The organism is Nocardia sp. NPDC050710, assembly GCF_040654375.1.
Classification (GTDB): domain Bacteria; phylum Actinomycetota; class Actinomycetes; order Mycobacteriales; family Mycobacteriaceae; genus Nocardia.
Genome location: NZ_JBFAHV010000024.1, coordinates 122,216 through 138,179, shown reverse-complemented (window position 1 = coordinate 138,179; position 15,964 = coordinate 122,216). Strand labels below are relative to the sequence as shown.

15 protein-coding genes are annotated in these 15,964 nt (G+C 67.9%); 7 read left to right on the top strand and 8 right to left on the bottom strand.

What is annotated here, in order from left to right:
* Nucleotides 1–279: 279 nt before the first annotated feature.
* Nucleotides 280–1,518 (bottom strand): urea ABC transporter substrate-binding protein, encoded by a 1,239-nt coding sequence (urtA, locus tag AB0H61_RS31690; protein ID WP_357311406.1) that lies wholly within the window; start codon nt 1,516–1,518, stop codon nt 280–282.
* A gap of 426 nt (nt 1,519–1,944) precedes the next feature.
* On the opposite strand from urtA, the gene AB0H61_RS31685 reads away from it, so the two are divergent.
* Nucleotides 1,945–3,774 (top strand): acyl-CoA dehydrogenase, encoded by a 1,830-nt coding sequence (locus AB0H61_RS31685; protein ID WP_357311405.1) that lies wholly within the window; start codon nt 1,945–1,947, stop codon nt 3,772–3,774.
* Nucleotides 3,775–3,784: 10 nt separating this feature from the next.
* On the opposite strand, the gene AB0H61_RS31680 is transcribed toward AB0H61_RS31685, so the two are convergent.
* The gene (locus AB0H61_RS31680; RefSeq protein WP_357311404.1) at nt 3,785–3,991 is read right to left on the bottom strand and encodes a hypothetical protein; all 207 of its coding nucleotides are present in this window, start codon (nt 3,989–3,991) and stop codon (nt 3,785–3,787) included.
* 186 nt (nt 3,992–4,177) lie between these two features.
* The gene (gene ramB, locus AB0H61_RS31675) at nt 4,178–5,584 is read right to left on the bottom strand and encodes an acetate metabolism transcriptional regulator RamB (RefSeq protein ID WP_357311403.1); all 1,407 of its coding nucleotides are present in this window, start codon (nt 5,582–5,584) and stop codon (nt 4,178–4,180) included.
* A gap of 92 nt (nt 5,585–5,676) precedes the next feature.
* Here ramB and AB0H61_RS31670 point away from each other — a divergent pair, with 92 nt between their 5' ends.
* The 6 genes from AB0H61_RS31670 (at nt 5,677) to AB0H61_RS31645 (ending at nt 10,980) form a co-directional block, all read left to right on the top strand.
* Complete coding sequence (locus AB0H61_RS31670) at nt 5,677–7,215, top strand: ATP-dependent DNA ligase (protein WP_357311402.1); 1,539 nt, start codon at nt 5,677–5,679, stop codon at nt 7,213–7,215.
* A gap of 156 nt (nt 7,216–7,371) precedes the next feature.
* Nucleotides 7,372–8,670 carry a lipase family protein gene (locus AB0H61_RS31665; RefSeq protein WP_357311401.1) on the top strand — a complete coding sequence of 433 codons (1,299 nt, stop codon included), beginning with the start codon at nt 7,372–7,374 and terminating at the stop codon, nt 8,668–8,670.
* A 98-nt stretch (nt 8,671–8,768) separates the two neighbouring features.
* On the top strand, nt 8,769–10,028 hold the full coding sequence (locus tag AB0H61_RS31660) for an inorganic phosphate transporter (RefSeq protein WP_357311400.1): 1,260 nt from the start codon (nt 8,769–8,771) through the stop codon (nt 10,026–10,028).
* Between the two features lie 12 nt (nt 10,029–10,040).
* Nucleotides 10,041–10,325 carry a hypothetical protein gene (locus tag AB0H61_RS31655; protein WP_357311399.1) on the top strand — a complete coding sequence of 95 codons (285 nt, stop codon included), beginning with the start codon at nt 10,041–10,043 and terminating at the stop codon, nt 10,323–10,325.
* Nucleotides 10,326–10,339: 14 nt separating this feature from the next.
* Nucleotides 10,340–10,669, top strand: coding sequence for a DUF3349 domain-containing protein (locus AB0H61_RS31650; protein WP_357311398.1), 330 nt, complete (start codon nt 10,340–10,342; stop codon nt 10,667–10,669).
* Between the two features lie 17 nt (nt 10,670–10,686).
* Entirely contained in the window at nt 10,687–10,980 is a 294-nt protein-coding gene (locus AB0H61_RS31645; RefSeq protein WP_357311397.1) for a DUF3349 domain-containing protein, read from the top strand.
* Nucleotides 10,981–10,991: 11 nt separating this feature from the next.
* On the opposite strand, the gene AB0H61_RS31640 is transcribed toward AB0H61_RS31645, so the two are convergent.
* The 5 genes from AB0H61_RS31640 to AB0H61_RS31620 form a co-directional block, all read right to left on the bottom strand.
* Entirely contained in the window at nt 10,992–11,819 is an 828-nt protein-coding gene (locus tag AB0H61_RS31640) for a class II fructose-bisphosphate aldolase (RefSeq protein ID WP_357311396.1), read from the bottom strand.
* A 48-nt stretch (nt 11,820–11,867) separates the two neighbouring features.
* A complete protein-coding gene (locus AB0H61_RS31635; protein WP_357311395.1) occupies nt 11,868–12,806 on the bottom strand; it encodes a hexose kinase in 939 nt (312 codons plus the stop codon).
* A complete protein-coding gene (locus AB0H61_RS31630) occupies nt 12,803–13,945 on the bottom strand; it encodes an amidohydrolase family protein (protein ID WP_357311394.1) in 1,143 nt (380 codons plus the stop codon). The genes AB0H61_RS31635 and AB0H61_RS31630 overlap by 4 nt, the downstream gene beginning before the upstream one ends.
* Nucleotides 13,942–14,904 carry an ROK family protein gene (locus AB0H61_RS31625; protein WP_357311393.1) on the bottom strand — a complete coding sequence of 321 codons (963 nt, stop codon included), beginning with the start codon at nt 14,902–14,904 and terminating at the stop codon, nt 13,942–13,944. The genes AB0H61_RS31630 and AB0H61_RS31625 overlap by 4 nt, the downstream gene beginning before the upstream one ends.
* Before the next feature lie 85 nt (nt 14,905–14,989).
* Nucleotides 14,990–15,904 (bottom strand): sugar isomerase, encoded by a 915-nt coding sequence (locus AB0H61_RS31620; RefSeq protein ID WP_357311392.1) that lies wholly within the window; start codon nt 15,902–15,904, stop codon nt 14,990–14,992.
* Nucleotides 15,905–15,964: the final 60 nt, after the last annotated feature.

Here is a 15,964-nt window from a genome sequence, read left to right as displayed (position 1 = left end):
CGCTCGTAAGACTCGCTCCGTGCGGGGTTGGGTTGGGGGGCGGATGGTTGGATGGGGTTCGCGGCCTGGTGTTTCGCTGGGAGCGGTCGAGACTCATGTGCTTCGACTACTCGGCAGCGAGACGGCCGTGAACGGGTCGCTCGTAAGACTTGCTCCGTGCGGGGTTGGGTTGGGGGGCGGATGGTTGGATGGGGTTCGCGGCCTGGTGTTTCGCTGGGAGCGGTCGAGACTCGTGCGCTTCGGCCACTCGGAGGCGAGACGGCCGCGAACTCCGATCGGCTACTTCAGGTTCTTGGCCCATTCGTAGGTCTTCAGGTACGGGTCCGGCTGGATGGCCTTGCCCGAATCCCACACCGTGTAGATCAGGCCGTCCGGGTGGATTTCACCGATGCGGGCGGTTTTGGTGATGTGGTGGTTGGAGCCGTCGATGGTGACCTTGCCCTCGGGGGCGTCGAAGCTCACGCCGTCGGCCGCGGCCTGAATGTCGGCCACCTTGAACGAGTTCGCCTTCTCGACGGTGTTCTTCCACAGGTAGACCGAGGCGTAGGCGGCCTCCATCGGGTCCGAGGTCGGCTTGCCGGCGCCGAACGCGGCCTTGTAGGCGTCGACGAACGCCTTGTTCTGTGGGGTGTCGACGGTCTGGTAGTAGTTCCACGCGGTCAGCTGGCCCGCGATGTTCTGCGCGCCGATGCCGGCGACCTCCTCCTCGGCGATGGATACCGAAACCACGGGCATATCCGCGGCTTTCAGGCCGGCGTTGGTGTACTCGCGGAAGAAGGCGACATTGGAGTCACCGTTGAGCGTGTTGAATACCGCACCGGCCTTGGCGGTGCGCACCTTGTTCACGATGGTGGAGAAGTCGGTCGAGCCGAGCGGGGTGTAGTCCTCGCCCTTGATCTCGATGCCGTTGGCCGCCGCGTATGCCTTGATCTCGCGGTTGGCGGTCTGCGGGAAGACATAGTCCGAGCCGACCAGGTAGAGGGATTTGACGCCCTTCTGCTTGAGGTAGTCCAGCGCCGGAATGATCTGCTGGTTGGTGGTGGCGCCGGTGTAGAAGATGTTCTTGCTGTCCTCCAGGCCCTCGTATTGAACGGGGTAGTAGAGCAACGAGTTCAGGCTCTCGAACTTCGGCTTCATGGCCTTGCGGCTCGACGAGGTCCAGCCGCCGAATACCGCGGCGACACAGTCGGAACTGATGAGCTTCTCGGCCTTCTCCGCGAAGGTCTTCGGGTCCGAGGCTCCGTCCTCCAGCACCAGGTCGATCTTCTTGCCGAGGACCCCGCCCGCGGCGTTGATCTGGTCCACCGCAAGCTTGGTCGAGTTGGCGACGGTGACCTCGGAGATGGCCATCGTGCCCGACAGGGAGTGCAACGAGCCGACCTTGATCGAGTCCTTGGACGTGTCGACGCAGGAGGCGGCGCCGGAGCCGCCGGCCGAGGCGTCGTCCTTGGCGCCACAGGCGGTCAGCAACAGGCCTGCGAGCGCCAGCGCGGTGGGTGCGACCAGCACTTTTTTCATGCGGGTTGCGGACGCGAAGCTATGCCGATGGGCGGCACGGGAATCTGACATGGGGCGGGACCCTCTCCTCATCAGGGGTTCGGCGGCGTGGGTAGCGCCGCGCCGAATACATCCGCTGTTCGCGCCGGTCACCGCTGTCGACCGGTGTGTATACAGCGTCTGTATTCGTGGTGCGAACGGTAGACGGGAGTTGTTGCGCCGGAATATCTCTCGGTGACGAGTCCATTGCCGATGTTTCAGCGGTGTGAACGTTTCCGGTCCTCGACCGGTCATGATCGTGAAGTCCGGTCGTCGCCCGTGATCTCGGGCCGGATTGCTTACGGTTGCGTAGCGTCGCGGCGGTGCGGCAGGCTTCGATTTGTACAACGTCAGATCGCCGATCCCGGGCCGCAGGGGCCCGGGAATTGTGAGTCGAGGAGGACCACGGTGGGTCACTACAAGGCGAACGTGCGGGATATCGAGTTCAATTTGTTCGAGGTGCTCGAACTGGACAAGCTCCTCGATACGGGTGCCTACGGCGATCTCGACTCCGACACCGTGCGCGAAATCCTGGCGGAGGTGAAGCGCCTTGCCGAGGGCCCGGTGGCGGAATCCTTCGCCGCGGCCGATCGCGAACCCGTCATCTACGATCCGGCGACGTTTTCGATCTCGGTGCCGGAGCCACTACGTAAGACAGTCGTGGCGGTGCACGAGGCGGACTGGAGCAGACTCGGACTGCCCGAGGGTATGGGCGGCACCGCCGCGCCCGCCGCGGTGGTCTGGGCGGTCAACGAGATGCTCACCTGCGCCAACCCCTCGGCCAGCTTCTTCAATATGGGCCCGGTGATGGCGTCGGTGCTCTACAACGTCGGCACCGAGGAACAGAAGCACTGGGCGACAGCCGGATACGAGCGGGGCTGGCAGGGCACCATGGTGCTCACCGAGCCGGACGCCGGATCCGATGTCGGTGCGGGCCGCACCAAGGCGATCGAGCAGGAGGACGGCTCCTGGCATATCGAGGGTGTGAAGCGGTTCATTTCCGGTGCCGACGTGGGTGATATCGCCGAAAACGTCTTCCACTTGGTGCTGGCCCGGCCCGAGGGCGCCGGACCCGGCACCAAGGGCTTGTCGCTGTTCTACGTGCCCAAATTCCTGTTCGACCCGCACACCCTCGAGCTGGGCGACCGTAACGGCGTCTATGTGACCGGGGTCGAACACAAGATGGGCCTGAAGTCCTCGCCCACCTGCGAGCTGACCTTCGGCGGCACGGCTGTCCCGGCCAAGGGCTGGCTGGTCGGCGAGGTGCACAACGGCATCGCACAGATGTTCCAGGTGATCGAGAATGCGCGCATGGTGGTTGGCATCAAGTCCGCAGGCACCCTGTCCACCGGTTACCTCAACGCGCTGGACTACGCCAAGCAGCGGGTGCAGGGCGCGGACCTGACACAGATGGCGGATAAGGCGGCGCCGCGCGTCCCCATTACCGACCACCCGGATGTGCGGCGCGCGCTCGCCATGCAGAAGGCGTACGCGGAGGGGCTGCGCTCGGTGTACCTCTACACCGCGGCGCACCAGAATGCCGATGTGGCACAGCTGGTTTCGGGCGCGGATGCCGAACTCGCGCACCGGGTAGACGATCTGCTGCTGCCGATCGTCAAGGGCGTGGGTTCCGAGCGCGCCTACCAGTACCTGACCGAATCCCTCCAGACGCTGGGCGGTTCGGGATATCTGCAGGACTACCCGATCGAGCAGTACATCCGCGACGCGAAGATCGACTCGCTGTACGAGGGCACCACCGCCATCCAGGCGCAGGACTTCTTCTTCCGCAAGATCATTCGGGATCAGGGGGTGGCGCTGGCCCACGTGAACGGCCGGATCGCCGCCTTCCTGGACGCCAAGACCGGACGCTTCGAGGCCGAGCGCGCACTGCTCGCCACCGCCGTGGCCGACGTCCAGGCGATGGCGGCCACGCTCACCGGATACGCGATGGCGGGACAGCAGGATCCGACGCAGCTGTACAAGGTCGGCCTCGGTTCGGTGCGTTTCCTCATGGCCGTCGGCGATCTCCTCATCGGCTGGCGACTGCTGGTCCAAGCCGAGATCGCCGCCGCCGCGCTGGCCGCGGGTGTATCCGAGAAGGACCGCCCCTTCTACACCGGAAAGGTTGCCGTGGCGAGCTTCTTCGCCAAGAACGTCCTCCCGGAATTGACCGCGACCAGGACCATTCTGGCCGCCATCGACAACGACATCATGACCATGGACGAAGCCTCGTTCTGAGCGTCCGCGGTCAGTCCGCGAGCAGTTCGAGTACGACCGGGCGGGACCGGGTGCCGTTCACCTGGCGGGCCAGCTGGTTGGCGCTGGCGCCGTCGGCGTGGGCGGCGCGCAAGGCGGTGGCGAGTTCGTCGCGCGCGGCTTCGGTCGCGGCCTGGGCGTCGCGCAGGCGCTGGGCGGCCAGATCCACGGCGGTGACCGGGTCGACGGGACCGGTCAATGCATTGACCGCAGGGGGCGTGGCGGGTCGGGCGGCAGCCTGCTCCTGTCGCACCGGTGTGGGAGCGGCACCGGCCGTGCTCGCGGTAATTCCGGTGGCGGCGATTGTCAGCAGCGCAGCGGCCGCAAACTTGTGACTCGTTTCGGCACGCTCACATCGAATTATGGGATTCTGTTTTCCCCGTTGTTATTTGAGTACATATGGGGATACCGAACTGCGGTGTTCGGAGATATCGAGAACCTTGCCCAATGGGGGGAAGGCGCGCTGCGGGCAGTTGGCGCGCTCGCAGACGCGGCAGCCGGCGCCGATGGGGGTGGCCGTGGCCTCGCCGAGGTCGATGCCGTCGGCGTAGACGACGCGGCCCGCGTGGCGGAGTTCGCAGCCGAGGCCGATGGCGAAGGTCTTGCCCGGCTGACCGTATCGGGTGGCGCGGCGCTCGACGGTGCGGGCGATCCACAGATACTTGCGGCCGTCGGGCATCTGGGCGATCTGGGTCATGATCTTGCCGGGATAGGCGAAGGTCTCGTAGACATTCCACAGCGGGCAGGTGCCGCCACTGGAGGAGAAGTGGAAGCCGGTGGCGGACTGACGTTTCGACATATTGCCCGCCCGGTCGACCCGGACGAAGGAGAATGGCACGCCGCGCAGTTTCGGCCGCTGCAAGGTGGAGAGCCGGTGACAGATCGTCTCGTAACTCTGGGTGAACAACGCCGAGAGTCGCTCGATGTCGTAACGGAAATCCTCGGCGACCTCGTGAAAGTGCGTGTACGGCAGCACGGTTGCCGCGGCGAAATAGTTCGCCAGGCCGAGCATGGCCAGCTTGCGGGTGTCCTCGGCGACGAAATTGCCCTCCTCGACCAGCTTTTCGAGCAGATCGCCGCATTCGAGGTAAGCGAGCTCGGCAGCGAGCTTGAAGGTGCGCTGTCCGCCGGACAGATGCGGTGCGATCTCGAGGCGGCGAGTTTCCGGGTCGTAGCGGTGCAGCACGCCCTCGCCCAGGTCGATGCGTTCGACGATGCGCACATCGTGCGAGCGCAGCGCGCGGGCGATCTCGCTGTTCACGTCGCCGCCGTGGAAACGGATGCGGGCGGTGAGTTCCTCTGCGGCGGTATCCAATTCGTGGATGTAGTTCTGCCGCTGATAGAAGTAGTCGCGTACTTCCTCGTGCGGTTTGCTGATGGTCGCGCTGCCGGAGCCGTCCGCGAACCGGTCCTCGGTGGCGGCGGCCAGCTGGGCGCTGGTGTTGCGGTAGCGGTTGTGCATATTGACCAGCGCGCGGGCCATGCTCGGATGCGCGGAGACCATATCCGCGATCTCCTGGGTGTCGGCCTCGATGCCGAGCTCCTGGTCCATCACGACCTCTTGGAGTTCGGCGATGAGCCGGGTGTCGTCCTGCGATGAGAAGAAGGTCGCGTCGACGCCGAAGACCTCGCTGATCTTCAGCAACACCGGTACGGTGAGTGGGCGCACGTCGTGTTCGATCTGATTGAGGTAGCTCGCCGAGATCTCCAGCTTGGCGGCGAGTGAGACCTGGCTCAGCCCTCGCTCGGTACGCAGCTGACGAAGCCGCGCCCCGACGTAAGTCTTGGCCATATGTCCAGTATCGAGCTCTTTCGCAGCTGTGCCAATGGGAAATTAGCAGCAGAGCTGAGCGATATGTCACACCCGCGGGTTACCGTCGACTGGTGCTGTTCTCGGATGTCGTGCATGCCTCGGAGACCGTCCGCGCGACCCGGTCCCGGAAGACGAAGATTGCCGCCATCGCCGCGCTGTTGTCCTCGGCCGCGCCCGAGGAGCTCGAACCGGTGGTCGGCTGGGTCTCCGGTGAGCTCAAACAGGGGCGCGTCGGTACCGGTTGGCGCACCCTCACCGCCCTCGACGGCGCACCGGCGGCCGGTGCGGCGCTGCGGGTTTCGGATGTCGATGCCGCCTTCGACGAACTGGCGGCGACCGCGGGCCCCGGTTCGGTCAACCGGCGCAAGGAGCTGCTGACCACCCTGTGGGCCGCGGCCACCGCCGATGAGCAGGTATTCCTGCTGCGCCTGCTCTCCGGCGAATTGCGCCAGGGCGCGCTCACCGCGATCGTCAGCGAGGCGGTGGCGGTGGCCGCCGATGTTCCGGTGGATCTGGTCCGCCGGGCCTACATGCTCTCCGGTCAGCTATCTGTCACCGCGGTGGCCGCGCGCACCGGCGGTGCGGCGGCGCTCGGCGAATTCCGGCTGGAGGTGGGACGCCCGATCCAGCCGATGCTGGCGGCGCCCGGCGCCACACTCGAGGAGACCATGGCCGAGTTCGACGGCGAGGTGAGCGTCGAGCACAAGCTGGACGGCGCGCGCATCCAAGTCCATCGTGACGGCGATCGGGTCTGGGTTTTCACCAGGACGCTGCGCGATATCACCGCGGGCGTGCCCGAGCTGGTGAAGCTGGTCGCCGGATTGGACTGCACCAGCGTCGTCCTGGATGGGGAGACCCTGGCGCTCACCGACGCCGGGCGCCCTCGCCCGTTCCAGGAGACGATGAGCCGTTTCGCCATGTTCGATCCGAGCCTGTTCCCCGCGGGGGCGCGTTCCACCCGCGACCTGCTGTTGCACCCCTACTTCTTCGACTGCCTGCATCTGGACGGCCGTGACCTGCTCGACGAACCCCTGTACGAGCGCAGGATGGCGCTCGCCGAGGTCGCCTGCGCGCACACCATTCCCGCATTGATCCGTCCCGACCCCGAGGCGGCGGCCGAATACTTCGACGGCGCGCTGGCCGCCGGGCACGAGGGCGTCATGATCAAGTCGCTGAACGCGCCGTACGCGGCGGGCCGGCGCGGGCGGGCCTGGCAGAAGATCAAGCCAACGCACACGCTGGACCTACTGGTCCTCGGGGCCGAATGGGGTTACGGCCGCCGCACCGGATATCTGTCCAACCTGCATCTCGGCGCCCGGGATCCGCTGACTGGGGAACCGGTGATGGTCGGCAAAACCTTCAAGGGCCTCACCGATGCGCTGTTGCAGTGGCAGACCGCGGAGTTCCCGCGGCACGAGCGGACCCGCGACGAGTACACCGTCTACCTCTGGCCGGAACTCGTCGTGGAAATCGCACTCGACGGTGTGCAGGTCAGTACCCGTTACCCGGGCGGCGTCGCGCTTCGCTTCGCCAGGGTGGTCCGCTACCGCCCGGACAAGACGCCCGCCGAGGTCGACACCATCGACACCGTCCGGACGCTGTTGCCCTGAACGCGGCGGGATACGCGCCGGGGCCGTCGACTCGCCACGGCCTCGGTGTGCTTCCCCGCGATGGCGACGGCGGTGGTTCAGACTGAGCGCGGATCACATCCGGTACACGCTCGGAACAGGGGCTCAGCGGTGGGCGATTCGAGACACATTCGGTGGGTGCGGGGACGGTTGGTGGTCGGCCGTTCGGGGCGACGGGCCGCCACGCTCGCGGTCCTTACCTGTGTCTGCGCCGCATGGGCGGCGTTGCCCGGTATCGGACCGGGTGGGCCCGAAATGGTTGGGGCGCGCGCGGATCCGATCCGGGATCTGCTGCGGCCCTCCCGCGAGTCGGAGTCGGTGATGCCGACGCCGATGGGCGATCCGTTCTATATCCCCCCTCCCGGCTCGGAGAGCGCCGCACCCGGCACGGTGCTCGCCGCCAGGGTCGGCGGCAGCGGGCTGACGTCGACGCCGGTCGTCTCCACCGAACTGCTGATCCGGTCCACCGACGCCACGGGCGATCCGGTGCCGGTTGTCGCCACCCTGCTGGTGCCGACCGCCCCGTGGACCGGGCCTGGTCCACGCCCACTGATCTCCTACAACGTCGCGATCGATTCTCTCGGCCATACCTGCGCGCCATCGCATCAGCTGAAGAGTGGGCCATCGGCGGATCTGCTTGCGGCGCTGGTGCCGCTGGCCAAGAACTACGCGGTGATCGTGCCCGATCACCAGGGGCCGCGGCAGGCGTACGCGGCGGGGCGGATGGCCGGACACGCGGTGCTCGACGCGGTGCGGGCCGCGGTGCGGACCCCCGAGCTCGGCCTGCGCCCCGATGCGCCCGCCGTGGTGACCGGATACTCCGGTGGCGCGATCGCCTCGGGCTGGGCGGCCCAGCTTGCGCCGGAATACGCACCGGAGCTGAATCTGGTCGGCGCCGTATTCGGTGGCGTCCCGGCCGATTACGAACTGCTGCTGCACACCATGAACGGTCGCAATGCCGCCTCCGGTGTCTTTCTCGCCGCCGCGCTCGGGCTGGCTCGCGAGTATCCGGAGCTGCTGCGGCTGCTCAATGACAACGGCTGGCGGCTGGCGCAGTTCGCGAAGGATCTCTGCTACCCGGGTGAGGCGCTACTCGGCGCTATCGCGCCGGTGCCCGCCGAACTGCTGACCCGCCCGCCGCATCCGGCCGAGTCGGATATGGTCCGGCGGATCCTGGCCGAGAACCGGCTCGGTGCCGCGGCACCGTCCGTGCCGGTCTTTCTGTATCACGGCACCGATGAGGTGTGGGTGCCGCTGGCGGGCGCGGAACGCCTGTTCGACAACTGGTGTGGGCAGGGCGTATCGGTGCGGCTCGAGGTCTATCTCGGCGAACATATGATCGTCGGCACCAGCGGGATCCCGGGTGCGAACGCCTGGATCGATGACCGGTTCGCGGGCAGGCCCGCGCCGTCGGAGTGCTCGAGTTTCGGGCGCTAGCGCATTTGATTGAAGATCCACGTTAGTCGATCGCGATACGGTCCCGGCAGGCGGCAACCGCGTGGTAATCGGACCGGACGGTATCGCACACTGGTGGGGTGACCGCCGAATTACTGGTTCTCCTGATCGTCATCGTCACAGCACTCGCCTTCGACTTCACCAACGGCTTCCACGACACCGCCAATGCGATGGCCACCTCCATCGCCACCGGTGCGCTGCGCCCGCGGGTGGCGGTGGCGCTGTCGGCGGTCCTGAATCTGATCGGTGCCTTCCTCTCCGTCGCGGTCGCCGCGACCGTCGCCAAGGGCATCGTGCAACTGGATGCGGTGAGCGGACAGGATCTGCTGATCATCGTCTTCGCCGGGCTGGTCGGCGGCATTCTGTGGAATCTGCTGACCTGGCTGTTCGGGTTGCCGTCGAGTTCCTCGCACGCCCTGTTCGGCGGCCTGATCGGCGCCGCCATCGCCGCCCTCGGCTGGGGCGGTGTGATCTGGGCATCCGGTTCGGACGGTGTGCTGACCAAGATCGTGCTGCCCGCGGTGCTGGCGCCGATCGTGGCCGCGGTGGTGTCGTCCATCGGCACCTGGGGGGTCTACCGGATCACCCGCGGCGCCGACGAGGACAAGGTCACCGAGGGCTTCCGATGGGGTCAGATCGGCTCGGCCTCGCTGGTCTCGCTGGCCCACGGCACCAACGACGCGCAGAAGACGATGGGCGTCATCTTCCTGGCGCTGGTCGCGCACGGCACCCTCACCAAGAACGACGATATGCCGCTGTGGGTGATGGCGGCCTGTGCCGTGGCCATCGCGGCGGGCACCTACCTGGGTGGGTGGCGCATCATCCGGACCCTCGGCAAGGGTCTGGTCGAGATCGACTCCCCGCAGGGCCTGGCCGCCGAATCCTCCTCGGCCGCGATCATTCTCACCTCGGCCCACTTCGGGCTGCCGCTCTCGACCACGCAGACCGCGACCGGGTCGATCCTGGGCAGCGGGCTCGGCAAGGGCGCCGAGGTGCGCTGGGGCGTGATGGGACGGATGGTGGTCGCCTGGCTGCTGACGCTGCCGCTGGCCGGTGTCGCCGGTGCGATCTGCTGGGCCATCGCCCACCTGATCGGTGGGCTGGCCGGGGTGCTCGTGGTCTTCGCGATCCTGATCGGGCTGTCGACGCTGATGTATCTGCGGTCGCGGCGCGATCCGGTCGACACGACCAATGTCAACGAATGGCCCGGGGACACGCCCGAACCCGCGGCCGATATCCGGGACGCTGCGAATGCCGCGCCGCCCGCTGCCGCGCCGCCCGCCGCACCGCCACCGTCCGAGGTGACGTCCGGCCCGAACGCCCGCAGCACGCGAAGCTAGGCAGGAGTGGATATGCACACCATCGTCACGAATCTGAACTCGCTGGGGAAGGTGACCATCGCCGCTCTGGTGCTCGGTGCCGGGCTGCCCGTCGTCTTCGCCTTCGGGGTGCGGCTGTGGTCCTCGGCCGATAGCGTCGGTCCCGACGGCACCGCGGCCCGGCGGAATTACCCCGCGCTGGTCGGCGCGCTGGTCTGCTTCGCGCTGATCATCGCCGCGATCATCACCGGGATTCTCTACACCGCGAAGGCCTTCCTGGCCGCCAAGTTCGGCATCCACCTGTTCGGGCAGTCCTGAAGGGACGCGTGATCGTGACTACGGAACCGCAATCCACCCGGCGCGGAGTGCTCGACCGGATCGTCGGCTGGCTGCGCGCCGGATATCCGCAGGGCGTTCCGCGCTCGGACTACGTCGCGCTCTTCGCTGTGTTGCACCGGCACCTGACCGATTTCGAGGTCGTCGCCATCGCCGGGGAATTGGCGAGCACCAATCCCGACTCCGAGATCGGCCATGGCGATATCGAGGCCGCGATCGCCCGGTTCGCCAAGGAGCAGCCGGACCCGCGCGATGTGGCGCGGGTGGCATCGCATCTGGCCGCGGGCGGCTGGCCGCTGGCCGCTCCGCCGACCGACCCCGACTGAACGAAAAGCGTTCCCCGATGCCACCTTTCCTGAACGCCATCATCGATTGGCTGCGGGCCGGATATCCGGACGGTGTACCGGAGGCCGACTACATCCCGCTGCTCGCGCTGCTGCGCCGCCGCCTCTCCGACGACGAGGTGCGTCAGGTCGCCGCCGAACTCGCGGGCTCCGGCGACCTGCCCGCCGAGAAGACCGATATCCAGGTCATGATCACCAAGGTCACCAACGACATGCCGTTCGAGGCCGATGTGGCGCGGGTGCGTGCCCGCCTCGAGGCACACGGCTGGCCGGATCCCGGCGCCGCCGAGTAGCGCAGCTGCGGCTAGGGGGCCAACAGGCGCAGGAAGTGTTCGACTTCCGACTGCACGGCGATGCGGGCGGGGGCCAGATACTTGCGGGGGTCGGAGATCGCCGGGTACTCGGCCAGGACACCGCGGATGGCGTCGGTCATGACGACGTTGAGGCGGGTGGCGATATTGATTTTGGTCATGCCGTGTTCGACCGCGGCGCGCATGCCCGTATCGGGGACGCCGGAGGAGCCGTGCAGGACGAGGGGGACGGGGACCTTCGCGGCCAGGTGAGCGATGAGGTCATTGTCGAGTTCGGCGGTGCGGGTGTGCATGGCATGTGCGGAGCCGACGGCGACGGCCAGTGCGTCGACGCCGGTGGTGGCGACGAATTCGACGGCCTCGTCGGGGTCGGTGCGGACACCGGGGGCGTGGGCGCCGTCCTTACCGCCGACCGCACCGAGTTCGGCCTCGAGGAAGACACCGCGGTCGTGGCACCAGCGGGCGATATCGGCGGTGGCGGCGATATTCGCGGCGTAATCGAGGGTGGATCCGTCGTACATGACCGAGCCGATGCCGAGTTCTACCGCGGACCTGATGAGTGCGGCGGAGGTGGCGTGGTCGAGATGCACCGCGATATCGGCGGTGCTGTCGGCGGCGATGCGCAGGCAGGCCTGCCCGATCGGGGCGAGGCTACCGTGGTATTCGACTGTGTTCTCCGAAATCTGGAGCACCACGGGACGTTTCGTTGTCTCGGCGGCGGCGGCGATGGCCTCGGCATGTTCGAGGGTGATGACATTGAAGGCGCCGAGTCCGCCGGGTAGCGCGGCGGCGATCAGATCGGGAACACGAATCAGGGGCATCGGCGGTCTCCTGGATATTGTCGGGCAGCGGGATACCCGCCGAGACGGTCACGACGGCTGCGGCTCCAGTTGCTCGACCACCACGGTCGGGGCGATGCGGGTGCGCAGACAACGGTCGATTTCGCCCGCCACCGGGATGACCACCGCGGCGGCGGAGGTGGCGACGGCGTCGACGAGGATGGCCGGCCAGTCGGGCGCGGCGCCCTCCGAGAGGACGGCGATCACCGCGGCGGCGGCGGAATCGCCCGCGCCCGTGGGGTTTCCGGCGAGGATTTCGGGGAGCGTGGCTGTCCAAGCGCCCTCGGCGGTGACGGCGACCATGCCCGCCACGCCGCGGGTGGCGATCACGGCGCGCACGCCGCGCTCGATGAGCGGTATCGCGGCCGTGGCGACCTCGTCCACGGTCACCGGGGCGCGGCCGGTGAGACCTTCCAGCTCCTCGATATTCGGCATCAGGATCACTCCAGGCACCTCGGCGGCCAGACGCAGTGATTCACCGTCGATATCGCAGATGGTCGGGACGCCCGCGGCGACCGCGGTGCGAGCGATGTCCGCGGGTAGGCCGGGCTCGATGCCGCCGGGTAGCGATCCAGAGATGACGAGGCCGTTGATATCGGGGAGTAACCCGGCCACCCGGGTGGTGAGTTGTTCGGCGGCGTGCGGATTCGAGACCCGCGCGCCGGGCTCCCACAGCGCGGTCGCGGTGCCGTCCTCGGATTCGCTGATCACCACCGTGCGCCGGACCCACGGCAGTGCGTGCACGAAGTCCACCGGCAGTTCCAATTCGGCGGCGGCCGCGAAGGCGTGGTCGGAGAAACCCGTTGCCCTGGCGTACTTTCCGAGCTGATTCAATACCCGGGTCACATTGATGCCCTTGCCGCCGATACGCTGCTCGACCGAGCGGACCCGGTGTGCCTGGCCGCGCTCGAAACGCTCGACGCGGTAGGTCATGTCGTAGGCGGGGTTCATTGTCACGGTGAGGATCACGTCAACCACTGTCCACGTCTGAGCACCCGACGCAACTGGAGATAGTCATCGACTATCAGAAGGTCGGCATACTGGTCGGTCTGTATGTCGCCTACCGCGGTCAGCCCCGCGGCCGCGGCCGGGATCGAGCTGGCGGCCCGGACCGCGTCGCGCAGCGGCACGCCGCATTCGCGCACCGCCCAGGTCAGGCATTGCAGCAGCGTCGCGGTGCCGCCCGCGAGGGAGCCGTTCGCCACCCGGGCCACACCGTCGGTAACCCGGACCGGCTGCGGCCCGAGCCGGTATTCACCGTCCGGCATGCCCGCCGCCTGCATGGCATCGGTGATCAACGCCACACGGCCGGGGGCCGCCGAGAACGCCAGCGCCCCGAAACCCGCGTCGATGTGCACGCCGTCACCGATCAACTCGACCACCGCCTGTCCGGAGGCCGCGGCGACCAGCGCTGCCGCCACCGGACCCGGCTCGCGATGATGCAGCGGCGGCATGCCGTTCGCGAGGTGGGTGACGAGACCGCCCAATCCGTCGGGGCGCAGCGCTCGCCGGAAACGCGCGTAGCCGGCATCGCTGTGGCCGAGTGACACCACTACATTGTGTTCGGAGAGTCGTTGTGCGACAACGTCGTAACCGGGCAGCTCCGGCGCGATCGTCATCACCCGCAGGTATCCGTCCGCGGCCGCGAGTAGCCGATCGGTCAGTGCGAGATCGGGGTCGCGGAGGTATCGCGGATCCTGCGCGCCGCACCGCGCGGTCGACAGAAACGGTCCCTCGGCGTGGATGCCCCCGATCACCCCGGCCGCGGCCAATTCCCGCAGCACGGCGGTCTGCGCGACCATATCGTCCGCGGCCCCGGTGACGATGCTGGCGAGCACCGTGGTCGATCCGCGCGAATGGTGGAACTCCGCCGCCGCCCGCGCGTGCGCGGCGTCGACCGTATCGAACCGGTGCCCGTACCCGCCGTGGTTGTGGATATCCACGAGCCCGGGTAATACCGTTCCCGAGAATTCCGGCACCGCCGAATCGGGATGGGCCGCGACCCATTCCGTCAGCGACTGGACCGCCGCGATCCGCTCGCCGCGGATGGTGACCACCCCGTCGTCGAATATCGCCGTCGCCGCGACGATCCGTCCCCGGAGCATCATCCGAGCTCACCCCGCCGGGCGAAGAAGGCCGCACCCGCCAGTCCGGCGCGGGCGCCGAATTCGCTGAGTACGACGCGCGGTGCGGGCACTACGCGCAGGCGGTCGGCTAGCGCGCGGTGCAGCGGTTCGGTGAGGGCGGGACCGGCGCCCGCGAGCCCGCCGCCGAGGATCACCAATTCGGGACAGGCCGCGTGCACCACGCCGACCAGACCTTCCGCCAGGGCGTCGACCGCGTCATCGATGACGGCCCTGGCTACCGGATCACGGTCGACCGATTCGAAAACCTCTGCCGCACCGCCGATATCGCGACCGGTGCGCCGGGTGTAGGCCCGGGCGATGGCGGTTCCCGATGCCACCGTCTCGACACAGCCGGTATTGCCGCACGGACAGGGCCGCCCCTGCGCGCGCCGCACCGGGATGTGGCCGTATTCGCCGGTCTGTCCGTAGGTGCTACGCACCAGTCGCCCGCCCACCGAGAGGGTGCCGCTGATACCGGTGCCGATGATCACCACGCAGACGTTGTCGTATCCGCGCCCGGCCCCGAATCGCCATTCGGCCCAACCGGCCACCGCGACATCGTGTTCGATCAGCACCGGCAGCCGCCAGCGATCGCGGAACCTGCCGCCCACGCGCACATCGCGCCAGCCGATATTGCCGCTGAAGACGGCGATACCTCGGGCGCTGTCGACGATGCCGGGCAGGCAGACCGATGCGCGTCCGACCCTGGCTCGTTGTTCGGTCGTCAACTCACCGAGCAGCCGATCGCCCAGCGCGCCCATGGCATCGAAGGCGGCCTCGCCGCGCGGTGTCTCGACGACGCCTGCCGCGAGCACCGCACCGGCGGGGTCGGTGATCTCGGCCTTCATCGTGGTCCCGCCGACATCCATGCCGAGCACCAGCGCATCCGCGGGCAGCGGTGCGGGCGCGGTATGTCCCCGCTCTGTCTGTGCCTTCCCCATGCTGGGGACAGTAGCCGCAGGCGCGGACCGCGGGACGGATGCGTACCGGGTCGGTCTCTGGGCGGCCGTCACTTGCTGCGCTCGCTTACCGGTCCAGGACGACCGAGCGGTTGAGGCCACGCGGATGGTCGGGGTCGAGGCCGAGGTCGGCCGAGCGCAGCACGCAGAGTTGGTGCACGCGAAGGAGTTCGGCCATCGGGTCGATATCGCGGTGTTCGAAATGGGCTCCGGTGGTCGCGACATCGGCCTCGAAATTCGGCACCAGTGGCCCCAATGCCCACACGGCGCGACCCGGTGCGGAGATGCTGATCGGGCCGTGCCGGTACTCGGTGGCCGGATAGGCCTCGGTCCAGGATTGGCAGGATTCGCGGAGTTTGAGGCCCGCTTCCTCGGCCAGGGCGGCGGCGAATCCCATGCCGACGAAGCTGATCTGCTCGGTGCGGCGCACAGAGGCCAGTGACACCGCCGGGTCTTCGGCGAGGACGGCGCGCGCCTGGGCGATCGTGGGCGCCAGATCTTCGCCGAGGTGCCAGCGCAGGATGGCCAGCGTGGTGGTGGCGAATCGGGTCTGCACCACGGACCGTTCGTCGATCGCGTCGATCAGGATCGGGTCGCCCAGCTCCAGTACCGGGGTGCGCGGGCTGCTGCAGATGACCGTCCGCGGAATATGCGCCGGGATCCGCCGCATGGCAGTGACCACTTCGGTGGTGGTGCCGGAGCGGCAGATGACCAGGTAGCGGTCGTATTCGCGGCCGCCGCGGACCTGGCTGGCGGGCCAGGCGTCGGTGAGGCCGAGGCCGGCCTCCTCGCGCAGCACGGCGATGGCGCGGGACATGAACAGGGATGTGCCACATCCGATCACGGCGACGCGCTCACCCGGTTGGGGCAGTACGGCGCGGTGCTCGGCGGCGATGGTTTCGGCGCGAACCCAGTTGTCCGGCTGGGTGGCGATTTCGGTGGCCAGATGAGTCACGGGGGTGGAGTGAGCGGAGATCGGCACGAGAACAGCATCATCCCGGTGATCGTTCATGTCAAATTTACGAGCAAATTAGTCACATAT

Bases quoted from the DNA above. Each gene is read 5' to 3' on its own strand.
- urtA (WP_357311406.1), bottom strand. From the start codon at position 1,518: ATGAAAAAAGTGCTGGTCGCACCCACCGCGCTGGCGCTCGCAGGCCTG.
- ramB (WP_357311403.1), bottom strand. From the start codon at position 5,584: ATGGCCAAGACTTACGTCGGGGCGCGGCTTCGTCAGCTGCGTACCGAG.
- AB0H61_RS31655 (WP_357311399.1), top strand. From the start codon at position 10,041: ATGCACACCATCGTCACGAATCTGAACTCGCTGGGGAAGGTGACCATC.
- AB0H61_RS31645 (WP_357311397.1), top strand. From the start codon at position 10,687: ATGCCACCTTTCCTGAACGCCATCATCGATTGGCTGCGGGCCGGATAT.
- AB0H61_RS31640 (WP_357311396.1), bottom strand. From the start codon at position 11,819: ATGCCCCTGATTCGTGTTCCCGATCTGATCGCCGCCGCGCTACCCGGC.
- AB0H61_RS31630 (WP_357311394.1), bottom strand. From the start codon at position 13,945: ATGATGCTCCGGGGACGGATCGTCGCGGCGACGGCGATATTCGACGAC.
- AB0H61_RS31625 (WP_357311393.1), bottom strand. From the start codon at position 14,904: ATGGGGAAGGCACAGACAGAGCGGGGACATACCGCGCCCGCACCGCTG.